General features: G+C 59.8%; 21 protein-coding genes. 14 read left to right on the forward strand and 7 right to left on the reverse strand.

The genetic code is table 11. The annotated features are described in order from the left end of the window. Positions 1 to 576: 576 nt before the first annotated feature. On the forward strand, positions 577 to 795 hold the full coding sequence (locus UU7_RS18150) for a hypothetical protein (RefSeq protein ID WP_157581766.1): 219 nt from the start codon (positions 577 to 579) through the stop codon (positions 793 to 795). Positions 796 to 1,545: 750 nt separating this feature from the next. Here the strand turns inward: UU7_RS18150 and UU7_RS00400 are convergent. The 4 genes from UU7_RS00400 to UU7_RS00415 form a co-directional block, all read right to left on the reverse strand. Beyond that, entirely contained in the window at positions 1,546 to 2,796 is a 1,251-nt protein-coding gene (locus tag UU7_RS00400; RefSeq protein WP_040672614.1) for a thiolase family protein, read from the reverse strand. A 124-nt stretch (positions 2,797 to 2,920) separates the two neighbouring features. Next, positions 2,921 to 3,466, reverse strand: a complete 546-nt coding sequence (locus tag UU7_RS00405; RefSeq protein WP_007804288.1) for an ester cyclase — start codon at positions 3,464 to 3,466, stop codon at positions 2,921 to 2,923. A 62-nt stretch (positions 3,467 to 3,528) separates the two neighbouring features. Continuing rightward, complete coding sequence (locus UU7_RS00410) at positions 3,529 to 4,524, reverse strand: zinc-dependent alcohol dehydrogenase family protein (protein ID WP_238530866.1); 996 nt, start codon at positions 4,522 to 4,524, stop codon at positions 3,529 to 3,531. A gap of 51 nt (positions 4,525 to 4,575) precedes the next feature. Beyond that, a complete protein-coding gene (locus UU7_RS00415) occupies positions 4,576 to 5,439 on the reverse strand; it encodes an alpha/beta fold hydrolase (protein ID WP_007804292.1) in 864 nt (287 codons plus the stop codon). Between the two features lie 512 nt (positions 5,440 to 5,951). Between UU7_RS00415 and rclC the strand changes: the two genes are divergently transcribed. The 6 genes from rclC to UU7_RS18155 all read left to right on the forward strand — a co-directional run bounded on the left by rclC (position 5,952) and on the right by UU7_RS18155 (position 12,267). Beyond that, on the forward strand, positions 5,952 to 6,548 hold the full coding sequence (rclC, locus tag UU7_RS00420) for a reactive chlorine resistance membrane protein RclC (protein ID WP_007804294.1): 597 nt from the start codon (positions 5,952 to 5,954) through the stop codon (positions 6,546 to 6,548). Between the two features lie 156 nt (positions 6,549 to 6,704). Next, positions 6,705 to 7,031 carry a nuclear transport factor 2 family protein gene (locus tag UU7_RS00425; protein ID WP_007804295.1) on the forward strand — a complete coding sequence of 109 codons (327 nt, stop codon included), beginning with the start codon at positions 6,705 to 6,707 and terminating at the stop codon, positions 7,029 to 7,031. After that, positions 7,031 to 7,810: an SDR family oxidoreductase gene (locus tag UU7_RS00430; RefSeq protein WP_007804298.1), complete on the forward strand. Its 780-nt coding sequence runs from the start codon at positions 7,031 to 7,033 to the stop codon at positions 7,808 to 7,810. The genes UU7_RS00425 and UU7_RS00430 overlap by 1 nt, the downstream gene beginning before the upstream one ends. A 508-nt stretch (positions 7,811 to 8,318) precedes the next feature. Beyond that, entirely contained in the window at positions 8,319 to 10,388 is a 2,070-nt protein-coding gene (locus tag UU7_RS00435; RefSeq protein ID WP_007804300.1) for a TonB-dependent receptor plug domain-containing protein, read from the forward strand. Between the two features lie 28 nt (positions 10,389 to 10,416). Further along, positions 10,417 to 11,856: a peptidase gene (locus tag UU7_RS00440; protein WP_007804302.1), complete on the forward strand. Its 1,440-nt coding sequence runs from the start codon at positions 10,417 to 10,419 to the stop codon at positions 11,854 to 11,856. 87 nt (positions 11,857 to 11,943) lie between these two features. After that, complete coding sequence (locus UU7_RS18155; RefSeq protein WP_157581768.1) at positions 11,944 to 12,267, forward strand: hypothetical protein; 324 nt, start codon at positions 11,944 to 11,946, stop codon at positions 12,265 to 12,267. Here UU7_RS18155 and UU7_RS17510 read toward each other — a convergent pair. Then, positions 12,242 to 12,943 (reverse strand): helix-turn-helix domain-containing protein, encoded by a 702-nt coding sequence (locus UU7_RS17510; protein ID WP_157581770.1) that lies wholly within the window; start codon positions 12,941 to 12,943, stop codon positions 12,242 to 12,244. The two genes, UU7_RS18155 and UU7_RS17510, sit on opposite strands and share 26 nt — an antisense overlap. 677 nt (positions 12,944 to 13,620) lie before the next feature. Between UU7_RS17510 and UU7_RS18610 the strand changes: the two genes are divergently transcribed. The 7 genes from UU7_RS18610 to UU7_RS00475 all read left to right on the forward strand — a co-directional run bounded on the left by UU7_RS18610 (position 13,621) and on the right by UU7_RS00475 (position 18,158). Continuing rightward, positions 13,621 to 14,235 (forward strand): helix-turn-helix domain-containing protein, encoded by a 615-nt coding sequence (locus tag UU7_RS18610; RefSeq protein WP_007804306.1) that lies wholly within the window; start codon positions 13,621 to 13,623, stop codon positions 14,233 to 14,235. Between the two features lie 276 nt (positions 14,236 to 14,511). Further along, positions 14,512 to 14,859, forward strand: coding sequence for an SH3-like domain-containing protein (locus tag UU7_RS00450; RefSeq protein ID WP_050981391.1), 348 nt, complete (start codon positions 14,512 to 14,514; stop codon positions 14,857 to 14,859). A 2-nt stretch (positions 14,860 to 14,861) separates the two neighbouring features. Beyond that, the gene (locus UU7_RS00455; RefSeq protein WP_007804310.1) at positions 14,862 to 15,506 is read left to right on the forward strand and encodes a nitrile hydratase subunit alpha; all 645 of its coding nucleotides are present in this window, start codon (positions 14,862 to 14,864) and stop codon (positions 15,504 to 15,506) included. Beyond that, positions 15,503 to 15,850 (forward strand): SH3-like domain-containing protein, encoded by a 348-nt coding sequence (locus UU7_RS00460; RefSeq protein WP_007804312.1) that lies wholly within the window; start codon positions 15,503 to 15,505, stop codon positions 15,848 to 15,850. Before UU7_RS00455 ends, UU7_RS00460 begins: the two co-directional genes overlap by 4 nt. A 10-nt stretch (positions 15,851 to 15,860) precedes the next feature. Continuing rightward, the gene (locus UU7_RS00465; RefSeq protein WP_007804314.1) at positions 15,861 to 16,616 is read left to right on the forward strand and encodes an aquaporin; all 756 of its coding nucleotides are present in this window, start codon (positions 15,861 to 15,863) and stop codon (positions 16,614 to 16,616) included. After that, positions 16,609 to 17,031 carry a DUF302 domain-containing protein gene (locus tag UU7_RS00470; RefSeq protein ID WP_007804316.1) on the forward strand — a complete coding sequence of 141 codons (423 nt, stop codon included), beginning with the start codon at positions 16,609 to 16,611 and terminating at the stop codon, positions 17,029 to 17,031. The genes UU7_RS00465 and UU7_RS00470 overlap by 8 nt, the downstream gene beginning before the upstream one ends. Beyond that, positions 17,028 to 18,158, forward strand: a complete 1,131-nt coding sequence (locus tag UU7_RS00475; RefSeq protein ID WP_007804318.1) for a HoxN/HupN/NixA family nickel/cobalt transporter — start codon at positions 17,028 to 17,030, stop codon at positions 18,156 to 18,158. Before UU7_RS00470 ends, UU7_RS00475 begins: the two co-directional genes overlap by 4 nt. A 122-nt stretch (positions 18,159 to 18,280) precedes the next feature. Here UU7_RS00475 and UU7_RS00480 read toward each other — a convergent pair whose 3' ends face one another. Then, positions 18,281 to 21,283, reverse strand: coding sequence for a sensor histidine kinase (locus UU7_RS00480; RefSeq protein WP_162098628.1), 3,003 nt, complete (start codon positions 21,281 to 21,283; stop codon positions 18,281 to 18,283). A 251-nt stretch (positions 21,284 to 21,534) separates the two neighbouring features. Beyond that, complete coding sequence (locus UU7_RS00485; protein WP_050981392.1) at positions 21,535 to 21,915, reverse strand: hypothetical protein; 381 nt, start codon at positions 21,913 to 21,915, stop codon at positions 21,535 to 21,537. Positions 21,916 to 22,072 lie beyond the last annotated feature (157 nt).

The raw sequence follows: 22,072 nt of genomic DNA on the forward strand, positions 1-22,072 counted from the left end.
CGCGGATTGCAATGAGTGGCGACTACAGCGACGAGATCCCACATGACAGCTTCGACAGGCTCACGCTAGTCGAACCCCAGATTCAGGACGAACCGGCGACCCACATTTTAGCGGGGTACCAATTGAAGGGAGTCGCATCGGCCAAGCATGGCATCGTGGACCGACGAATAGGTTCGACGCGATCGGCACGCCACGGTTGTTGTCGGTGGTGTCATTGGAGATCACTTGTTGCACAGGGTGCGAATGCCATGTCCGCGCATCATCGTCTGCAGTTGCGGCTTGCAACATGTAGCGTGCCCGTACCTTCTTGATCACGCTCTCCTCCTTGCGCGGATCGAGCGACGCGGCAAGGGCTCCGTTTCTCGGGGGTGAGGTCAGTCGACCAGTCGAACGATAGCTGGAGCCCCTGTTGCCAAGGACTCCAGCTGACATGACTTACTGAACTGCGACGAGAAGGTTTGCAGCTGATTTGCCCTTGCTCATTGCAAATGCCTTCGTCGTGGTATCGAGGGCGAAAGGATCTTTCTGACCACCTGCCGAAACGAGCGCGCATTGCCTGAGGCAGGCCGGAGCAACGTGCGCCTCGCAATACGCTTCGTCATGACCCTGCGACAAGCATTGGCTATATACCTCTTGACAGTGGGCACAGTCGATGGCTGCACGGGCTGGTTGCGCATGGAAAACCGCAGCGAGGCCGAAAGCAGCGAGGCTGGCGAGATAAGCAGAAGTACGCATTCTGATTTCCTTTCCAAAGACAAAGGCTCCATGCTGGAGCGTCCCGAGAATATCCGCTGACCACAGGGACGAATGTGACCTCATAGGCACTTGCCATCCCCTCTCCAGGTCGCAGCTCAAAGCTGTGGCATGTCCCCAGACTTGAACTGAAAAACACTGGCACGTGGCGATTTCCACCGTCTTCATCACGGCCATATGGTGGTCAATGACCGGCCCAAGGCAGTTCGAGCGGCCCTTGTGGCCACGCTTTCGTTTCGAGTTCCATACCAACGTCCATGCAACGAAAAAGGCCACCAGAAAAGGTGTGGACAAATCTTCAAAACCTGTCACTGATGGAGAGCATAAGCTGTCGCAAGACTGGCTGATTTGTCAAAAATTGAGTGGCGCAAGATCACATAAAGTGACAATGGATATGAGGCGCGGGTTCAACGGGCACAAATTGCTGGTCATGCATCGCCCTGCCACATCGGGCATGCGCGCGTTGCATCAAGCGGGGGACGAAGCCTCGGCGATCAAGCCACCGAAGAATACAGCCTGTGGGTGGGGAGCCACTCGCCTGGTATTGCACGAGCATCAAGGAATTAGGCCCAGGCATCTCGAAAGCGAATCGGCCCCGACCAAGGGCACGAGATCAGTCGCATAGACGACTCAGACCTATGCTGGCCAAGCAAGACGAGTGGAGTAACAAAGGGGGCCGAAGCGTAGCTTCCCTAGGTGTTGACGCTAACTCAAACAAGCGGGAAATTGCCATCGGGCTGGCGAATCCGAAGCAGCGGAATGATGGCGCTCATAAACTCTGTCCGGTTGACGCTAGATCCGTTGGAGCAACGCCACGGTGCCCTGGCCGCCGTCCGCACAAAGCGAGACGATGCCGTAGCTTCCCGATGGCAGTATCGCCATTTCCTTCGCAGCCTGGCTCAGGATGCGCGCCCCGGTTGCAGCGAACGGATGTCCGATGGCCAGCGATCCACCATGCGGGTTGACGCGTGCCCAGTCAAACGCGCCCAATTCGAAGTCGACGCCGGCCTTTTCGCGCCGATAGATCGGATCCGACGCGGCAGCGATGTTGGCGAGCACCTGCGCCGCGAATGCCTCGTGGATATTCCACGACGTGATCTCCGCAAACCGCAATCGGTGCCGGGCGAGTAACCGCGGAATCGCCCGCGCCGGTGCCATCAGGATGCCCTCGTCACTTTGGCGGAAGTCCATCGCCGCGATCTGCCAGTCCAGCAACCTGACTGCTGGCTCGCGGCCCAAACGCGCCATCCCGGCTTCATCGGCCACCCACAAACCTGCCGCGCCATCCGTCAGCGGCGACGAATTGCCCGCTGTCAACGTGCCTGCGGGATCGAACGCCGGCGGCAAGTTTGCCAGTCGCTCGGGCGAGGTATCACGACGCGGAATCGCGTCCTGTTCGACCCCGGCGAACGCTACCAGCAGGTCATCGAAGAAGCCCGTGTCCTGTCCCGCAATGGCCGCGCGATGACTGAGCAAGGCGCGCTCGTCCTGTGCCTGCCGCGAGATATTGAAATGGCGGGCGGTGTCTTCGGTGTGCTGGCCTTGCGAACGGCCGCTTTGTTTGTTGGCCCATGCCTGGCGAGGCAATTGAAAGTCCGCTGCGGTTGTGGCCGCGATCATTCCCGCGACCCCGCGCGGATCTTTGGCGAACCCGGCCACGATGCGATCGGCGGCAGCCATGTTGAGTGCCAGCGGCACATGGCTCATCGTTTCCGTGCCACCGACCAGCGCCAGATGCGTGCCGCCGCTGCCGATCATGCCCGCGGCCTCAATCGCGGCCATGAAGCTGGTCGAACAGGCCAGCACCGTGGAAAGCGCCGGTGTCTCCGGGTTCAGCCCTGCCTCGAAGACCAGCTCCCGCGCTATGTTCGACACCGTCACGTCGGGAATGACCTGACCCCAGATCAGAAAGTCCGGTGCGGCCAAGTCCGCCATGGCTCTGGCTACTGGCATGGAAAGCTCAAGTGCACTGTGGCGGGCGAACGGTCCGCCCGCCTTGACGAACGGAGTGCGTACGCCGGGAGACAGATAGACAGGCAGCATTGTGGGTCTCCTTTCAATGAACAGCTTGTGGCTCGCGGTACAGCGAATTCATCAGCGTGGAGATCGAGGTGGCCCTTGCGCGGTGGAGACGGCCTGTTCGGCGTTCCGATCGCCGTCGCCTTGTCTAGTGCGATGCCAGCCCAAGCTGTTGCATGAAGGTCAGGTTGTCTTCCAGGTGCCAGTTCTCGGCAATGCGACCGTCGCTAATGCGGTAGATGTCGGTGGCGATGAAGTCGATGGTTTGGCCCTGTCCCTGGGTTTGGTTGAAGCGTCCGCTGAAGTGCCCGCGAAAGTGCAGATGGGCGACCACTCGATCGCCAGCGACGATCATTTGTTCCACATCGCAACGCAGGTCGGGTACCGCCGTGCGCACGAACTTCGAGGCTGCCAGCGGTCCGGCGACACCTTGGGCACGGCCCGCGGGCAGAGTGCGGTCCATGAAATCCTGCGCCAACGCGGCACGCGCCAGCGCTTCGTCGCCGTTGTTCCAGAAGCTGTCGTAGCGACGGGCGGCGAGTACCTGTGCTCGCAACTGCGCGGCGGGCAGGCTGTGATCGACGATCAGTATCTGCGGCGTGACCAATCCTGAGTCATCGGCACCGGTAGCGGATGCGACGCCGCACAGCATCAATGCGGCGGCAAAGCTGCAGGACAAAGCATGGCTGGTCATGGTGTTCTCCTCGTCGGAATAGAGACGGGTGAGGTTTCTGGCAATCCGTCGATACAAGGGCGTTAGCTGGCAACGTCGATCACGACCTTGCCTTGCGCCTGGCGGCTCTCGATAAGTGCGTGGGCGGCATCGACTGAGTTCAAATCGAACCGGCGTGCGTCTACGCGTGGGATCAGCAGGCCCGATTCGGCCAGGTGAGTGGCTTCGTGCATGATTTCGCCGTGGCGAACCTTGCCTTCACCAGTCAGCAAGGGCAGCAGGGTGAACACGCCAGAGTAACTTGCCGCGCGGAACGACAGCGGCGCCAATGCATGCGTGCCCCAGCCCAGCGAGCTGAGCACATGACCAAAACGTGCGACGGCCTTGAACGAGGCATCCAGGCTTGCGCCGCCGGCAGTGTCGTAGACGATGTCGAAGCCGCGGCCGGCAGTGTGTGTGGCGACGTACTCTTCGACGCTGACTTGGCTGCTGTCGATGGGAATGGCCCCCAGCTCTTCGACGAGCGCGGCGCGACCGCCGCCCTCGGTGGCGTAGACGGTCGCGCCAAGTGCACGTGCGATCTGGATGGCCATATGCCCGACGCCGCCAGCACCGCCTTGCACAAGTACGGTCTGGCCCGTGCGGACGTTGGCGCGGTCAACCAAGCCTTCCCATGCGGTGATGAACACCAGCGGTAGGGTGGCCGCTTCCCGCATGCTGAAGTTGGACGGCTTGCGCGCCAGCAGCGCGGCATCGACCGCTGCGTACTCGGCCAACGATCCCTGCGCACCACCGACACCGCCTGTCATCCCGTAGACCTCATCGCCGGGGTGGAAGGCACTGACGCCAGGGCCAACGGTTTCGACCACACCGGCCAGGTCGATGCCGAGGATCCCGGGCAACGGATGCCGTGCGTGTGCCGCAGCGCCACCGCGAATCTTCAGGTCAAGCGGGTTGACCCCACTGGCGATCACTCGCACCAGCACCTGCCCTTCGCCAGGTACCGGGCGCGGCAAGCTGGCCACGCGGAACGAGGCATTGGGGGTCTCCAGAACGGCGGCTTGCATGGAAAGGGTCATGGTCATTCCGGGGTGGTCAGATACGGCAATGGATGCGGCGAGTAGATTCGACTACGCCAAGAGAATCGGGTCGAGGAAGGTGTGCATGAGTTCTCCGATCTCTTCGGCGTGGGTTTCCAGCGCGAAATGACCAGTGTCGAGCAGGCGGATTTCGGCATTCGGAAGATCGCGTCGGTAGGCCTGTGCGCCGGCGGGGATGAAAGCTGGGTCATGCTTTCCCCAAGCAGCCAAGAACGGCGGTTGGTGCTCGCGAAAATAGGCTTGGAACTCAGGGTACATCGCCACGTTGCTGCGATAGTCCAGGATCAGATCAAGCTGGATCTCGTCCGCGCCCGGGCGGGTCATGTAGGCGATGTCCAGCGTGTAGCCGTCCGGCGAGACGCGTTGCGGATCGCTGCCGAGCAGATATTGCCAATCGCGGATCGTCGCGGGCGACAGCGAGTCGCGGCAGGCTTCGCGATGTTCCGGCGTCGGCTCGCGCCAGTAGGTTTGCCATGGACCCCAGGCATCGCTGAGTCCTTCGAGATAGGCGTTGCCGTTCTGGCTGACGATGGCGGTGACGCGCTCGGGATGCGCCATCGCCAGACGGAAGCCGGTCGGCGCACCGTAATCGAACACGTATAGCGCATAGCGATCCAGCTTCAGCGCCTCGGTGAAGTCGTCGATGACGCGGGCAAGGTTGTCGAAGGTGTAATCGAACGCACCGCGTGCGGGTGCCTGCGTGTGGCCGAATCCGGGCAGGTCCGGCGCGATCACGCGATAGTTCCGGGCCAGCAGCGGGATCAGTTCGCGGAACATGTGGCTGGCGGTGGGAAAGCCATGCAACAGCAGGATCACTGGTGCATCGACGCGGCCGGCTTCGCGGTAGAACACTTCGACGCTGCCGACGGTTTGAGTGTGATATGCGACGTGCATGGTCGAACCTCGAATGACCCGGCCAAAAGTGAACAGTCACAAAGACGGCGGGATGGGTTGATGTGCGCCGGAGGTGCTTCGGCGGGAACGTCGACTGACGACCTCCCACAGAATCCGTGGCGATCCTGCTCGCAGGCACCTCCGCTTTCCCCTGTGAGGCTATGGCAGGTTCGCTGTCATTTCCATTACACCAACGAGTAGGTTTCCCTAGCCATTTCAGGTGATCGCGAGCGCAATTCCTGTTGCTAGCATTTGCCACGCCGATTTCGCCCGCCATGTTGCGAGAACCCCGATGCCCACTGGCATGACGCGCCCGCGGGGCGGTACCGGGGTTGCCGGGCATATGGGTTTGGTGAGCGAGCAGCGCCGCTGGATGGACTCACATCAGCGTGGTCATGAAGTGCATGAGTTCCGCATCTCGCACCGAGAAAGGCGATGAACACCGAACCAGGCACAGCCATCGCAACGCGCCTTAGCGGACGCAACACCCCCTTCTTTCGAGGAAATCACCCATGAACAGCAAACTGCAAACACTGCTCGGCACATTTTCGCGCACCGAGAGAGTGGGTCTTGCGCTCATGAGGTTCGCGATCGCCTTGGTCTTCTTCTGGATCGGCGGCCTCAAGTTTGCGCCGTACGAGGCGGACAGCATCACTCCGTTCGTCGCGAACAGCCCCGTAATGTCGTTCTTGTATGCCCACCCGGAAGCGTACAAGGTGCACCTCACCCACGAAGGCGAACTTGTTCCGGCAAAGCGTGAATGGCAGAACAGTAACCATACCTACCGCGTCTCGCATGGACTTGGCGTGGTGGAAATACTCATCGGTCTTCTGGTGCTCTCGTTTCCGCTGTCAAAACGCCTTGGACTGGTGGGTGCCATTCTGGCGTTCGTGACAACGCTGGTGACGTTGTCCTTTCTTTTCACTACGCCGGAAGCCTGGGTAGCCGCCCTGGGCGATGCTCAGCACGGATTTCCGTATTTATCGGGCGCAGGAAGGCTGGTTCTGAAAGACAGCATGATGCTTGCCGGTGCATGGATCATCGGCGTGGACGCAGCAAGACGGATTGTTGCTGAAGGTGCCAGCGAGTCTGTGCGCCGCTGGATCTAGGGCGCTCGTGGTTGCAGTGCATGATTTCCTGCCCGCACCGTCAACGCATGCGGCGGTGGTGCGATTGAGCGGCGATCAAAGTGAAGTGGCGTATCTATCTTCAAGTTCGAAGGTGGATATTTCCGCACAGCAATTCTTTACGTAGGAGTCGCGCTCTTGGCTATATCACTACCCCATGTGATTGCGGTCTTTTTCCAGGTCAGCAATGGTCTGGAAACGGCGAGTCTCGCCGACTGCTTCATGCAGGACGCCACCGTGCTTGACGAAGGCGAAATGCATCAAGGTCACGAAGCCATCCAGTTGTGGCAAAGGGAGGCGCAACGCAAGTATCAATACAGCGTTGACCCTTCAAGCGTATCGCGGCAAGGCGATTGCGTGACGGTCAGTGCAGCGGTTGTCGGAAATTTTCCAGGCAGTCCGGTTCAACTCGATCATGTGTTCAATCTGGTCGGTGACAAAATTCAGTCGCTGGAGATCGGCTGATGTCCATGAACATGGAACTGGAAGGAAAGCGCGTGCTGGTGACTGCTGGCACCAAGGGAGTCGGAAAGGCTGTCGTCGACCTGTTCTGCGAGCTTGGTGCCAAGGTGCTCGCGACGGCGCGCGAGCGACCGGCCAAAGCGTCAGCCGACATCTTCGTCGCTGCCGACCTGACCACCAGTGAAGGCTGCGATGCAGTGGTTGCGGGCGTCATGAACCATCTCGGCGGTGTGGACGTCATTGTCCATGTTCTGGGCGGTTCGTCGGCACCTGCTGGGGGATTCGCCGCATTGGGCGAAGAGGAATGGCGACGGGAATTGAACCTCAACCTGTTCCCGGCCGTGCGCCTTGATCGCGCCTTGTTGCCAGGGATGCTGGCTCGGCAGGAAGGCGTCATCATCCATGTCACCTCGATCCAGCGCGAGCTTCCTCTGCCGGAATCGACCACGGCCTATGCTGCGGCCAAGGCGGCGCTCTCGACATACAGCAAGAGCCTGTCGAAGGAAGTCACCCCCAAAGGCATTCGTGTTGTGCGGGTAGCGCCCGGGTGGATTGAAACGGAAGCGTCTGTCGCACTCGCCGAGCGGCTTGCTCTGCAAGCCAATACTGATTACGAAGGCGGCAAACGGATCATCATGGATTCACTTGGCGGCATTCCGCTGGGGCGGCCGTCAAAGCCAGTGGAGGTGGCAAACCTCATCGCATTCCTGGCGTCGCCGCGTGCCGCGGCGATCACTGGTACGGAATACGTGATTGATGGCGGGACTATTCCCACTGTCTAGCGCGGCAATGGAAGCAGCGGAAGATTTGGTGACGGTCGAGAACATCACCGCTGCGTGCAAGGCGTACGACGGTGCAAGGACACTAGCTACGGATCTCAAAAACGATATTCGCCTGATTGGGGATACCGCCGCTCGCGCCGGGGGATGTCGATGTCACGACGACTTTGGACAGGCGGAGTTCCCTCCTTGACGAGTCGGGTTGGAGATCACCGATGAACTGAGGCGAGATGTCCAGATGGGCACCCGCTGGTGCAGCATGCGTGCGAGCGTCGAAAATGCTTCCCCTCGGATGAATTGAATCGAGTCGGCACATTTTTCGGCGCTTTCCCAATCAAGTTCCTTGACGGCTATCGAGCCCCTGCCGATCCCTGCGAATAGAAAGCGTCGGTGATGTTCCACTCGGATTCTTGAAGCGATGCTTGAATCGCAAAAGTACCGCAGAAAACTGAAAGAGTCGATTCGGCAACACTGATTAACGTCTGCGCACCAAGGAATCGGGAGCAGACCAATGATCGCGACGCGCTTCAAGACGACCGGCTGTCTCTCGCCATGCGGGCCGAGCTCCATAATTGTGCCGGCGCTGTGTCTCGCCATTCTCGTGGCGATTGGGTTGTGCGCCAAGTCGGCGTGGGCTGGGGAAAACGAGGGCGTAGTTGGAAGCACAACCGCTACAACGCTGGATGTGGTGAATGTTGTCGGACACCTCGAAGAAATTCAGCCCCAAGAATTGGCTCAATACGGCGTCAAGGTCGATGTGATCACCAGCGAACAGATCCAGGATGGTGGCTATCAGGATGTCGCCAGCGTGCTTCAGGCGCTGGCACCTGGCTTGTATGTCGCATCGAAGAATGGCCCGTTTGATTATGTCACTGTTTCGCTGCAGGGCTCGCGCACGGAAGACGTGCTCTGGTTGCTGGACGGGGTGCGCCTCAACAACCGCCTGTATGCAGGAACCACACCGTTGGACACGCTTCCAGCGAGCATGGTCGAACGCATCGAGATACTCAATGGAGGCCAGTCTCTTATCTATGGAACTCAGGCCGTCGCCGGCGCGATCAATATTGTCACCAGGAGCTATTCGGAAATCACGCAAGGTGCCGTGACCCTGGGTTCCGACAGCCATGGCGGTCGACATTTTGATTCCTGGTTAAGCGGGTCCGTCGGCAAGCAGCAATTCGTGTTGTTCGGCTCCAGCGACAAATCTGATGGCTACCACGCATTCCGGGAACAGGACTATCAGCCCAGCAACACGGATCGCGACCGCGGCTACGATGTGCAGACGTTAGGCATCAAGTACGGGTACCGGTTCAGCGACTTGTTGCGCCTTGACCTGACCTATCAGCATACCGATGCGGATCTCGACTATGCCCAACCATACTTGGTGGCCAGAGACCAGAATGATCGCAAGGAAAACATCCTGACTGCCAAACTCGACTACGACGTCAATGAATGGTTGTCGCTCTACGCCAAGGCCTACGCGCACCGTTGGGATACCCGCTACGACACCTACTACAACAGTCTTTCTGACCCCGGAACGATAGATGTCCTGTACGACAACGCGTTCTGGGGCTACAAGGATCGCGGCGTCAATATTTTCGCCCGGTTGAGAGTCCAGAGTGGCGTGGAATACAACGTCGGTTTCGATCAGCAAAGCTATGGCGGTCGCGACGAAGTGTTGGTCATAGGCCAGCACAACGAGCATGCCGGTGCCGTGTTCGCGCAGGCGCGTACCACGGACGACATGTCCACCCGATTCAAGCTGTCTGCCGGCGTACGCTACAACCACCCGGGCGATGGCCGCAGTGCACTGGTCTGGAATGTCGGTAGCGCGTTGGACATCAACCAGTCGTTGTATATACGTGGAACGGTCGGCACTGCATTTCGTCTGCCCACGGCTGAAGAACTGTATGCCGACGATCCGCAGGACGAGCGCGGCAACCTCGACCTCAAGCCTGAGCGCAGTTCCAGCGTCAACCTTTCGATTGGCGGAAAGCTTCCCGGCACAGGTGGCATGCACTGGGAACTGACCGGGTTCCATCGTCGCATCAATGATCTCATCGACTATGCGGCCTACGACGAGACGACAGGCCAAGATGTATTCGGCAATATTCCCGGCATTGTTACTGTCAGAGGTGGGGAAGCTGATTTGAGCGCATCGTTCGGCGCGGCGATTTCTGCAAGCCTTGACTACACCATCAACCACTCCCGAGCCTCGGGTAGCTCGCGGCAGATAGCGGACATCCCGGTGCAGCAGGGCAAGTTGCAGCTGGACTGGCATCCGACGGCGTTGCCTGTCGGTGCGACCCTCAGTGTCAACCACGCGGGCGATCTTTACACCTCCGACAGCTTCTATTCCGGACGCAAACGGTATGGCAACTACACCGTAGCCGACTTTTCTGCGCGCGTGTTCCTGGATCATGACCGCCGCAGCCGCGTTGATTTTCACGTCTACAACCTGTTCGACCGCCGCTACGCCACCAGCCTGAAGCGAGGTCAGGCGGACGCCGGCGGTTACTACACATACTGGAATCTCGGCTTGCCGCGCACGCTCAACGTGACCTACAGCTACGCGTTCTAAGCAGCATGGCGACGATGGGACAAAACGCGTGAAGTGGCCGGGCATCCGCGTCCTCTATCTTGCCCATCGCTGGATCGGCATCGGTACCTGTCTGCTTTTTGTGCTCTGGTTCGTTTCCGGGCTGGTGATGATGTACGTGCCGTATCCGTCCTTGTCGCCACGAGTACGGTTGAGCCACCTGTCGCCTATTGTCTGGAGCCGGATCCACATTGGCCCGGATCGCGCGTTGGCGATTGCTGGCGCACGTAGTTATCCCTCCGACTTTCACTTGGAAATGCTGGGTAATGTACCCGTCTACCGGTTGCAGGTTGCAGGAGACACGGTGACCATCGATGCCGGTGATGGAGGTCGGATCACCACCGTTGATATTGCCAGTGCATTGAAAATTGCCGGATGCTGGTCGCATGCAAATGTGCCAACGCTGGCCGGAACGATTGTGCGTGACCAGTGGACGGTGGCCGACGGCTACAACGAGACGAGACCCTTCTACCGGATCCTGCTCAATGACGCAGAAGGCACCCAGATCTACGTCTCGGCGCGCAACGGCGAGGTGGTTCTGCAGACCACGCGCAGGCAGCGTCTTTGGAACTGGGTGGGGTCGGTACCGCATTGGATCTATTTCACTGCCTTGCGACGCGATGCCTCGTGGTGGCGGCAGGTGGTTCTGTGGGTTTCGGGTACTGGTATTATCGGTGCCGTTGTGGGTTTCTGGATCGGCGTGCTGCGCTTGCGCTTTCGCAAACCCTATCGCGGAAAGAACCGCACGCCCTACACGGACTGGAAGCGCTGGCACCATATCGCCGGGCTGCTGGGGGGCATCTTCCTGTGCACGTGGATGATCAGCGGTTGGCTTTCGGTGAATCCGATGGGCTGGCTGACGGGCAACGGCGGGACGACCGTTCCGATGGCGCGCCATGGAAAACATCAGGAGCCTTCCATAACGAGGATCATTCCGGCGGCAGCGACAGGTGCGACAGGTGTGACAGAAGTCGGCTTCGTCTGGCGGGGCGACAAGGCCATGCTGGTGCTGGAAAGCGGCTTGGGCAATCGCCAGCTGGTTGACGCTCACACCGGGCAAACGGTTCATCTGCAGGTGAGAGATATCATTGCTGACGCACGTCGTCTGTTGCCTGGTTCGGCATTGATTGCACTCGCGCGACTGGATCACGAGGATGATTACTGGTACTCGCACCATGTGCCACGTCACCTTCCGGTGCTGCGTGCCCAGTTTGCCGACGCTGCGCATACCTGGTTGTATCTCGATCCCCAAACCGGCAAGGTTCTGCTCCGCCTGGAGCAGGCGGACCGAAATTATCGCTGGTGGTTCTCTGCACTGCACACGCTGGACTTTCCCTTGCTGTTTCGGCATCGCCCGGCATGGGATCTGGTGATGTGGCTGATGATGCTGACGGGGTTGACCATATCCGCCAGTGGCTGCGTCATCGGCTGGCGCCGGTTGCGGCAATAAGATTTGGTCGGGTGCCACTGTCTCAGGACACCGAATCAGAATTGAGCTCAGGATGATTGAACTCGACACATTCCGAGCCAGTCCATCATGGCGAGCTTGTTCGCCGCGGAAGGCTCGACAAGTGAGATGTGCAACAAGTCGGCGACACCGCTTGGCCGACAGCATTACTGCAATGAAGCTCGCAGCAGCGTCGAGGAAGCTTGCGCTGGCGGACATGCCATATCACGGTGCGATGCGCTTGCCCAAGCGAGCTGTTCTCTGGCGATGTTCACCGGTGATTGGTCAATGGGCGAAGGCGCTGCCGCCGAATTGGAAAATGAGGCGACCAACCATTCGCTTGATCCCTGGAAAGTCCTTGTACAGTGTTGGAAAGCTGCGCTGCTCGTCAGGCGCGGCGCGTTTGATCCTTGATCTGGCCTGGTTCAGTCGAAGAGCTCGCAAAGGCTCGACGCCATGCGCTTGGACTGATACCGACCGTCCGCGTGAACACTCGGGTGAAGTGACTTTGCACGCCAAAACCACAGGACTGCGCAATCTGCACAAGCAGTGCGCGGGTGTTGATCAGCAACCATTTGGCGTGTTCTATCCGGCGTTCCATCACCCAATGGTGCGGAGGCAGTCCAGTGGATTGTTTGAACGCTCTGGAAAAATGAGGTGGGGAAATACGGCATGCCTCCGCGACCTCTGCCACAGGAGCCGGAGCTTCGAGCTTTAACCCAAGCAAAGCCTTGGCCTTCCGCAGCTGCCACGACGCCAGGCGGCCGGAATGGATGGTGTGCGCAGGGCGCTCTTGAGTCCGTGATGAATGGATGTACTCCTGAAGTGCAAGTTCGATATGGCGCACAAAGCACTCGGTATAGGCTCCGTTGCCTGTCATTGCACTGCGAATAATTTCGCTGAGTACGCGCAACAGGTCGTCGTGAGGATCGGCATTTGCGGTACCGGCAAGGTTGGCCGGGCGCGGTGAGTGGAAAATTTCCAACACGGTCGGCATCTCGCTGCAAGACTGCCCGTCTTCGATGCTTCCCGATCCATGCATGGTGCCTGCCCCGCCAAACGAATCCGACAGACAAATGCTCGCTTTCATGAGGTACTCCTTGATGCGGCAGATCAGGCAATGAATGGAGACTGCTTGGCCATAGGACGCGCGGGTGCCGTGATGAACCAACTCCGAGGGGCGTGAAGCAATGACTTGGGACGCTTGGTCCCTGATCCAGGATGATCAAACGATCAGTGGCGCGTACGCCGCATCATGTGTCAGCTTGGTCTCCCCATTCCGATCGATCTCGATGCTATTGGCTGAAGCATGGAAGCACATCCCTAAAAGCGGGAGAGCGGCGACTACCGCTTTCGGGTAACGCCGCTCGGTCGCTCCCATTTAGGGTTAGTCGCCACTACACCCATCCCGTGATTTCACTTTGGACGCGCCGAAATAGAATCCAGGCTGCAGGCGGAAGCGCCGCCGTGAACTGTCGCGGCGACTACCCATGGGGAAGCCAGCGTCAAGTTTTGGATGAAAAGTCCGGGAGAGAGAACGTGAGTGTCGTCGAAATGTCGCAGCTTCATCGTGCGTCACGACCAGCACATGAATCAACGGCTGGGCGATTCACTTCCGATAGTCTGCGGGAGATTCCAGCCGGTGACGCGCAGCGGTTCCACAGGTTCTGGCAATCATCCCGGGATGGTCACCACGTCCGTATAACGCCCTGTGGCAAGAGCGTGGTAGTCGGTTACAGAAGCTCGCGATCAACCTCGTTCGTTTACGTGAAGTCACAGGAAGTCGACGGCGACAGCGTTGCCTGGTCGGCCGCACGCGGCGGCGCGGCGTTCGCGAAGCCTGTTCAGGACATCGATGCCTTCGCAGCCCTCAGCTGGATTCTCTCCAGAAGCTTGGCGGCTGCACGAATGACAGATGAGATTTTCATACAACACGTGGCCATCGCGCTTTGCGAAGTTGCGGAGCAACGGCAGCTGAGCGTGAGTGCGTCAAGACAGAGCGATCGGAGCGGGCTGACGTTGTGGCAAGAGCGGCGCGCCAAACAGCTCATCGAGTCCTCGCTTCAAAAGCCTGCTTCGGTCGCCGACATGGCGACTGCATGCGGCCTGTCCGTCGCTCACTTCAGGCGTGCCTTCAAACTGACGACTGGCGTACCCCCACATCGTTGGCTCCAGGACAGACGCGTTGCGCGAGCCAAGGATTTGCTGAAGGACGGCATGCTGCCACTTATTGAAATCGCTGACCGGTGTGGATTTGGCGATCAAAGCCATTTCACGAGCGTGTTTAAGAAGCATGTCGGCCGGAGCCCGGGGAGCTGGCGTCGGGCAAGTTGCGCGCTGGGAAATCGAGAGACCCAAGCGGATTTTACACCGCGCTTCTGAGCTCGTAGCCGCGTCACGCGCAGTTGCACATCCTGCGTGCGGTGACGCCCGATGCATACACAGCTTGCTGGTTTGGTTATCCGGCACAAGATGTTCATTGAAGTCAATCCTGCGCGTTTCAAGAAAGATCACAGTCCGTTCGGGTGCGAGCATCCTGCATGAAGAGGCGGCCGATCATTTGCGGCAGCCCTCCACCACTACCCCACGCGTGCGGAACGCTCGACGCTTTTGCCGCGCTTGGAACGGTGCAAGTCGGTCCTTAAAGGTGCATCACTCATGCAACACAACGCACAAGAACCTCATGCAAGCCTTCCAGGCGTGGTATTCGCGGCTGGCGAGTCGCCGCTCTTCGCGCTTGATGACTCGGTACGGATTCTTCAGCGCAAACCGATCGGTCACTATCGGGTGCCAACTTACCTGCGCGGAAAGGTTGGCACAGTCGTTCAAATCATCACACCTATTGGCATCGACAACGAGGAAGAAGGTTTCGGACGGGATGCCGGCGTCAAGTTGCACTACTACCGCATTGCCATCCCCATGAGCGAACTCTGGCCCGAGTATTCCGGTTCGCCGCGCGATGGGCTGCGCGTCGAAGTCTATGAAACATGGCTGGAGAGGATCTGACAATGCATGAGTCCAATGAGCATGGCCATCCCCATGCCGAGATCAGCCACACCGAACGCCCCGGCTACTACGAGATCATGGAAACGGCCGTCCGCGAGCTGCTGGTCGAGAAACAGCTGATCGGTGCCGGAGAGATACGGCGACAGATCGAAGTACTCGATTCGCGTACTCCGGCCTTGGGCGCAAAGATCGTGGCACGGGCCTGGCTCGACCCTGACTTCAAGGCGCGTCTGCTGAAGAATGGTCGTGCCGGTTGCGAGGAGCTTGGCATCAGCTTCTACGATGATACCGGGCTCATCGTGCTGGAGAACACCGAGAAGGTGCACAACCTCATCGTCTGCACGTTGTGCTCGTGCTATCCCCGCCCCGTGCTTGGCCTTCCACCAGACTGGTACAAGCTTAAGCCTTACCGATCGCGAGCCGTTTCGGAGCCGCGGGCGGTTCTGGCCGAGTTCGGCACCATCATTCCCGACGATGTGGAGATCCGCGTGAGCGATTCCACCTCCATGGTGAGGTATCTCGTCCTGCCGCGTCGCCCCGAAGGAACAGAGGGATTCACGGAAGAGCAACTGGCGGCCCTGGTCACCCGCGACGCCATGATCGGCGTCATACCTGCCAACAGCCCAGCGGCGGAGAACGCACCATGACCGAGACAAGAGCACTGGTGGAACGACTGCCAAACGATATTGGCGGCGTCAAATCCGCGCCGATCCAGCAGGTGGAGCACGAGCTGCTGCCCTGGGAGAAGCGCTGTCATGCGCTCGCTGATGTTCTCGACTTTCACAAGATCATCAACACCGAGGAAAAGCGGCGCGGCGTCGAGGCACTCGGCGCAGAGATGGTCAACGCCCTGTCCTACTACGAACGCTGGATCGTCGCGTTCGCGAATATCCTGTTCCAGAGAAGAGTGCTGACTCCGACCGAGGTGGCACGAAAGATGGACGAGGTTGCGGCCCGGTCAGATGACATTTCGCAGGCCGCGAAAGCGTAGTGCAGCGGAGATGAGAACCGCCGACCGATTCGACATGCACACGTGCTTCTTCGAGCACGATCCCGGGTTGGCGCTGTTTCGGCGTGCATCTGCCGAATTCGTCGGGACGCTGTTCCTGGTGTTGGTCATCGTTGGCTCCGGCATTCTGTCCCGCCGCCTTGCCTCGACTCCGGAGCTCGCACTCGCGGTAAGCGCAATGGCCACGGCAAGCGCGCTTGCTGGCTTGATCGCCGCGCTGGGCAATGTTTCCGGAGGCCACTTCAATCCCCTGATTACTTTCCTTCAGTGGCTCGGAGGCGAGCGGAACCTGGGTTGCACGCTGGCGTACATCGCGGGCCAGTTTGTCGGTGGCATCCTCGGTGCGTTGCTCGCAGACGCGCTGTTTGGATCCGATTCGGCCACGACCGTTTCGCCCCATGCGCTGGTGACGCTCGGGCTGAGTGAAATTGTCGCCAGTTGCGGCCTCATGATCCTGGTCTTCGGGTGCAGTCGGAGCGGGCGCGCTTCGAGTGGGCCGTTTGCCGTCGCCGCATGGTTGATGTCAGCCATCGTGGCGACCCCCTCGGCTTCCTATGCGAATCCCGCTGTAACGGTTTCGGCCACGTTCGCCTTCGGTCCGGTAGCACTACCCTCCGGGCTCGCAATCCTCTACCTGCCGGCGGAAGTGGCCGGGGCGCTGATCGCGTTCGCGATCATTGCTATCTGCTATCCGCGCGTCGCAACGACCGTGCCGGCTGATTACACGGAGGAGAGCAGTCATGAGTGAAAGGGGGCTGATCCGTCGCTCAAGTCTCCACGGCTTCGACAAGACCATCGAGTTGCTGACGATCGCCATTGAGAAGGGCGGCATGCGGCTGGCCGCCAAGATCGACCACTCCGCCGCCGCCCGGGCCGCGGGGCTCTCATTGCGCGGTACCGTCGTGCTGATCTTTGGCAATGCGCAAGCCGGTACCCCGCTGATGTTGAGGAACCAGGAAGTGGGCATCGATCTTCCGTTGAAAATCCTGGTTTGGGACAATGCGGAAGGCATGGCGCATGTTTCGTACAACGCACCGGCATGGATTGCCGAGCGTCATGGGCTGGTTGGCATGAAGGCCATGCTGGCTGTTCTGGAAAGGGCTCTTGCAGAGGTCGTGGAAGGCGTCGCATCGCCGGATGGAGCGGAGTGTCCTCCGTCATGATGCGCCTCAGCAGTGCGCCAGAACGGAAACCACCGAAAAGTACGTCGGTTTCGACATTCGGCGGGATTTTCATCAGCGCGCGCGGCGATCTCAAGGCCAGGATCGTTTTGCTCTATACGCTACTGCTCGTGCTCAACGCCGGGGCATGGAGCTGGGCCATTCTGGCGTTCAGGCACATGCCAGCGCTTCTTGGCATTTCATTGCTTGTCTACGGGCTCGGCTTGCGTCATGCGGTCGACGCCGATCATATCGCCGCCATCGACAACGTGACGCGCAAGCTCATGCAGGATGGGCAGCGCCCGGTCGCAGTAGGCTTCTGGTTTGCCATGGGGCATTCGGCGATTGTCGTCCTGGTAGCGACCCTGGTGATGGGTGCGACAAGTCTGCTCGGGCGATTTGAAAGTCTTCGCGCCATTGGCGGCACGATCAGCACCAGTGTTTCCGCCATCTTCCTGTTCGCCATTGCAACGATGAACATCATCATTTTTTGCTCGATTTACAAGAGCTATCGGCGGGTCAGAAGCGGGGGCACATACGACGAGGAAAACATCGACCTCTTGCTGAGCGGGCGCGGCCTGATCTCGCGGATGCTTCGGCCACTCTTTCGGCTTGTTGCCCGCAGCAGCCACATGTTCATGTTGGGGCTCCTGTTTGGTCTCGGCTTTGATACGGCGACGGAAATAGCGATGTTCAGCATGTCGGCGCGCCAGATCTCGGCGGGCGTGCCTTTCGGCGCCATCCTGGTGTTACCCGCATTGTTTGCCGCTGGCATGGCGCTGGTCGATACGACAGATGGCGTGGTGATGCTCGGCGCTTACAAGTGGGCCTTCGTCAAGCCGATTCGCAAGCTCTACTACAACATGACCATCACCCTGATTTCGGTCTGCATAGCCATTCTGATCGGCGGCATCGAGACGCTCGGGCTGATCGGAAACAAGTTCGAGTTGAATGGTGCTCCCTGGCGATGGGTTGCCGAACTGAACTCCAATTTCAATAATCTTGGCTTCGCCGTAATCGGGGTGTTCGTGTTTGCATGGATGCTTTCCTACATCGTCTATCGGGCCAGACGACTGGATGATCTGGTGGTGGAAGTTCCTGCCCGGCAGTCGTGGAACTTGTTGGAATAGGTCGAGGTCGTCCGCGCCGGAACCCGTTTGCAAGCCGATGTTCCACCTCGGCACGTCGGGCTTTCGGGCCGCAGGACTTCTGCTTCGGATGATGCGCGATGGGGCGAGGCCGCGAACTGATGTCACCGGGAGGCGAATGCCGAGCGGAACCAGGGAAAATACGAGCGACGGACGTATGCGCGTGATGACGGGACGCGCAGGATGACGCGGGTCCCTACCTGACCATGGTTGCTGACTACTTCAATGCTTCCGCCGATGCGCTCCATTCGCTCATGCATGCCTTGAAGGCCCCAGTGGTACGAGCGGCCGCCGGTCGCGAGTACAACCTGGTCGATGCCTTGGCCGTCATCGCAAATTCGGATGGAAAGCTCGGTGCGTTCGTATGACACCACCAGGCTTACCTTTTGCGCATGGGAATGGGTGACGGCATTCAGCAAGGCCTCGCGTCCGGCGGAATAGAGTTCATCGATGACCAATGGGTTGACGGGCCTTGCCGCACCAACTGCGCTTACGTCCAGAGCCGGAAATTCCCCGTCCTGCAGCTCACGGGTGATATCCGTGAAAACACTCTGCAGGTTGGAACGATCCTGGGCGATTTCGCGAAGTTGATGGACGCGTTCGCGCCCCTCGATTATCACCTTGTCCGCGACATCGAGTGCCTTAGTCAGGCTCTCCCGGGCCTGGCCTTGAGGCAGTCCTCTGCTTGCTGCGTGTACCTTGAGAACAAGTCCCTGCACCGCCTGCAAAAACGTGTCGTGCAATTCCCTCGCTATGCGTGTGCGCTCGCGATGACGTTCTTCGAGACGCTGATGCAGCCGCGACGTGATCTGTCGAAGATGAATGGAGTAGGCAATCCAGAGCAGGAGAATCGTGGCGAATATGCACAGGGCCAGGAACCAGCCAGTCTGGAAAAAAGTGGGTCGGATCGAAAACGTGATGCGCGCCCCTTCGCGGCTCCACAAGCCATCCTCGTTGGAGGCCTTGACATGAAAATGGTAAGTGCCCGGTCCGAGGTTGGTGTAGAACGCCTCACGGCGGTTGCCTGCTTCTTGCCAGCCAGGATCGACGCCATCAAGTCGATATCGAAAATTCGCCTTTTCAGCGTCGCCAAGCTGAAGTGCTGTGTAGTCAATCCGGAGATTCCGTGTGCCGGCAGCCAAGGGCTTCATCGCGGCGGGATCATACTCCTGGCCGGACACGACGATCGCACGAACCACCACATTCGGCTCGGTGGTGTTGCTTCTGATCGTCTTGGGGTCCAGCCACGACAGGCCCTCTGTTCCTGCAAACCACAGTCGTCCATCCGTACCTTCAACCAGGGTAGGCAAAGGCAGATTCTGTTGTGCTGTTCCCGGATAACCCTCGGCGGTTCCATATAGGCGCACGGGAACCTTGTAGGCGGGATCGGTGATGGCATGTTCGAGATCGGCTGCCGCAATGCGTGCGGCACCTTTCGCTCCATTGAGCCATAGCGAGCCATCACGCAAACGAACCATGCCGGAGATATCGGTTAGTGCGTCCGGATCCTCGGCCACAATGGCATGGAACCGGTTGCCGTCGAATGCTGCGAGACCATTTTCGCCAGCGACGAGCGGCACGCCATCAGGGATGATGGCGGCGATCATGACCAGGTTCAGGCCGTCAGCACGGGAAAATGCGCGCGCGTGATCGCCGTCAACGATATACAAGGCATTGATATAGCCCAGCCACAGCCGCTTGTGGTCGTCCGCCACGGCCCGCAGCAGTCCACCGTTCGGCAATGCGTCGATGCCGCCCTTGGCCACCCATTGGTCGTTGTCGAGCCGGTAGATCGGCCAGCCGCGTACTGCGACCCAGAGATGCCCCGTGCCATCGCGGACAATCGCTTGCGCGTCATTGTCATGGGACCAGACCGCTGGCTTCGACAGCACCGCGAATTGTCCCTGGGCATATCGGCGAACCCTGCCACCGGCACCTCCCAGCAGGAAGCTTCCATCGGTGTCACGGTAGATGGCGGTAGTGGCGTGGGGTTCGTATTCGATCGAGTTGCCCTGGCGGCCAGTATGCCCCCACAAATAATCCGCGTGCGTGCCTGCAGCATTTCCCAGCCAGAGCTCGCCCGCATCACCAGCCGCCATGGCGAAGTTGAAGTAGCCCGGTGGCAGCTCCACCTTCGAAAACGGGCTGCGACGGAAGCGTTCCAATCCGGTTGCGGTACCCACCCAGACGGCACCCTGCCGATCTTCCAGTATCGTCACAGCCCGTGCCGACGACATGTGATCCAGGCCTGGCCGGACAGGCCCCGCCCCCTTGCTTACCGCATGCAGGGCGGCGGCATCGGAATGTGCCGTCCGGCAGACACCGACGTCCGGGCAGCGGGTTGTCCAGATGCCGCCGTTCTCATCGAACACGTTCGAATGCGAATCGTGTTGCGTCGGAATTTGCATCCGGCCTGGCCGAGGTGTGCCGGGGAGGTCGAGCACGACCGTATTCTGCATGTTGTCCAGCCAGATCTGCCCATCGGCAGTCAACCCCAATTTGCCGTTGCCACGGGTCGTGGCATCAACCAGATCGAAGTGCGACTGGCCCCGCTTGAGCCTGAAGATGCCAAGACCCGTCGTCGCCCACAAGGTGCCGTCACGGTCGGTGACGGCGTGGTAGATAAGGGCACCATGGAGCCCCCAGCTTGCTTCCACTTCGCGCCAGCCATGCTGGTCGAGACGATAGGTTCCGTGCGCCGTGGTCACCCACATCCTGCCGTCGCCATCCTCGGCGAAAGAGTCGATCGCCGAGCCGGCCGACGTGCCGGTGACAAGGTGGGGATGCTCCGGGTCGTTGGCTGGCCGTACAGCGATGAGCCCGGATTGATAACCCACCCACAGATCACCACTCATGGAGACGAACAACGTACTTGCCGATCGCGAAGAGGGATTGCCTGCGGGGAGCATGTCTCGCCGTTCAAACGTGAGGCCATCGAAGCGATACAAGTCCGACAGTCCGGCCACCCAGATCCAGCCATCCGGGGTCTGGGCAATATGCAGGATGACTGGAGGAACGCCGTCGCTTTGAGTCCACACGGTATGGATGTAGTCCGATCCGCCGCTTGAGACGATGTCTGTCTGGGTCGCCTTCGCGGCGACACTCACGATCGCGAAAACGATGAAGCAAGCACTTCGAGCCAACCAGAGACTCAGCGTGTCCCGCGAACGAGGCCGCGCGCGCGAAAGCGTTGCCCGCCACCGGGATCCCAGTTGTTGGCTCCAGAGCAAATATCGCGGCATCACGATTTCACCGGCATGTCCCCGTGCACCTGGACCGGACGCCAGCTACGTCCGGATGCGCTGCTTCGCCAGGTTTGCGCCAATTGTCACCATTGGACAGCTCCGACGAACGACGTCTACTTCTTCCTTCGTGGCGCTACAAGTATGCGCCTGCCATAAAGCACCGTGTCCAGCGAATAGGCACCTGGGCCCAGCAAACAGATGGCGGCGGCGGTGAGGATAGGTGGTGCCACGCACCCCGGGTTGGGGATGGTGCCGTGATACAAGGCCAAGGCGCAGCACAGCACACCTGCTCCCGCCGCCACGGGCGTCAGCAGGCCTGCCACAAGGCAAGACACGATCGCAAAGAGTACGGCGGCTCCTGCACCAGGTGGCATCAGCGCGGCTATCGGATCGCGGATATAGATGATGGAAGCAATCAGGGAGAGCCGCAGCAGCAGCAGACCCAACCCTGGGGCACCCACTGGAAACATGGAATAGAGGCGTTGCACGGCCATATGGATCAGTCGACCTGGTTAGCTCATGATTCCACGCCGGTGCCGGTGCGGCGATAGCCATTTCGGGTGATGTCCCGTCTTGAAAAGACGCGTATTCAGCCTGTCTGTGCCGGGCAGGAGATGAGATGGCGATCTGGTGGCAGCTTTGCCTTGGAAG

This window comes from Rhodanobacter spathiphylli B39, assembly GCF_000264295.1.
Taxonomy (GTDB): domain Bacteria; phylum Pseudomonadota; class Gammaproteobacteria; order Xanthomonadales; family Rhodanobacteraceae; genus Rhodanobacter; species Rhodanobacter spathiphylli.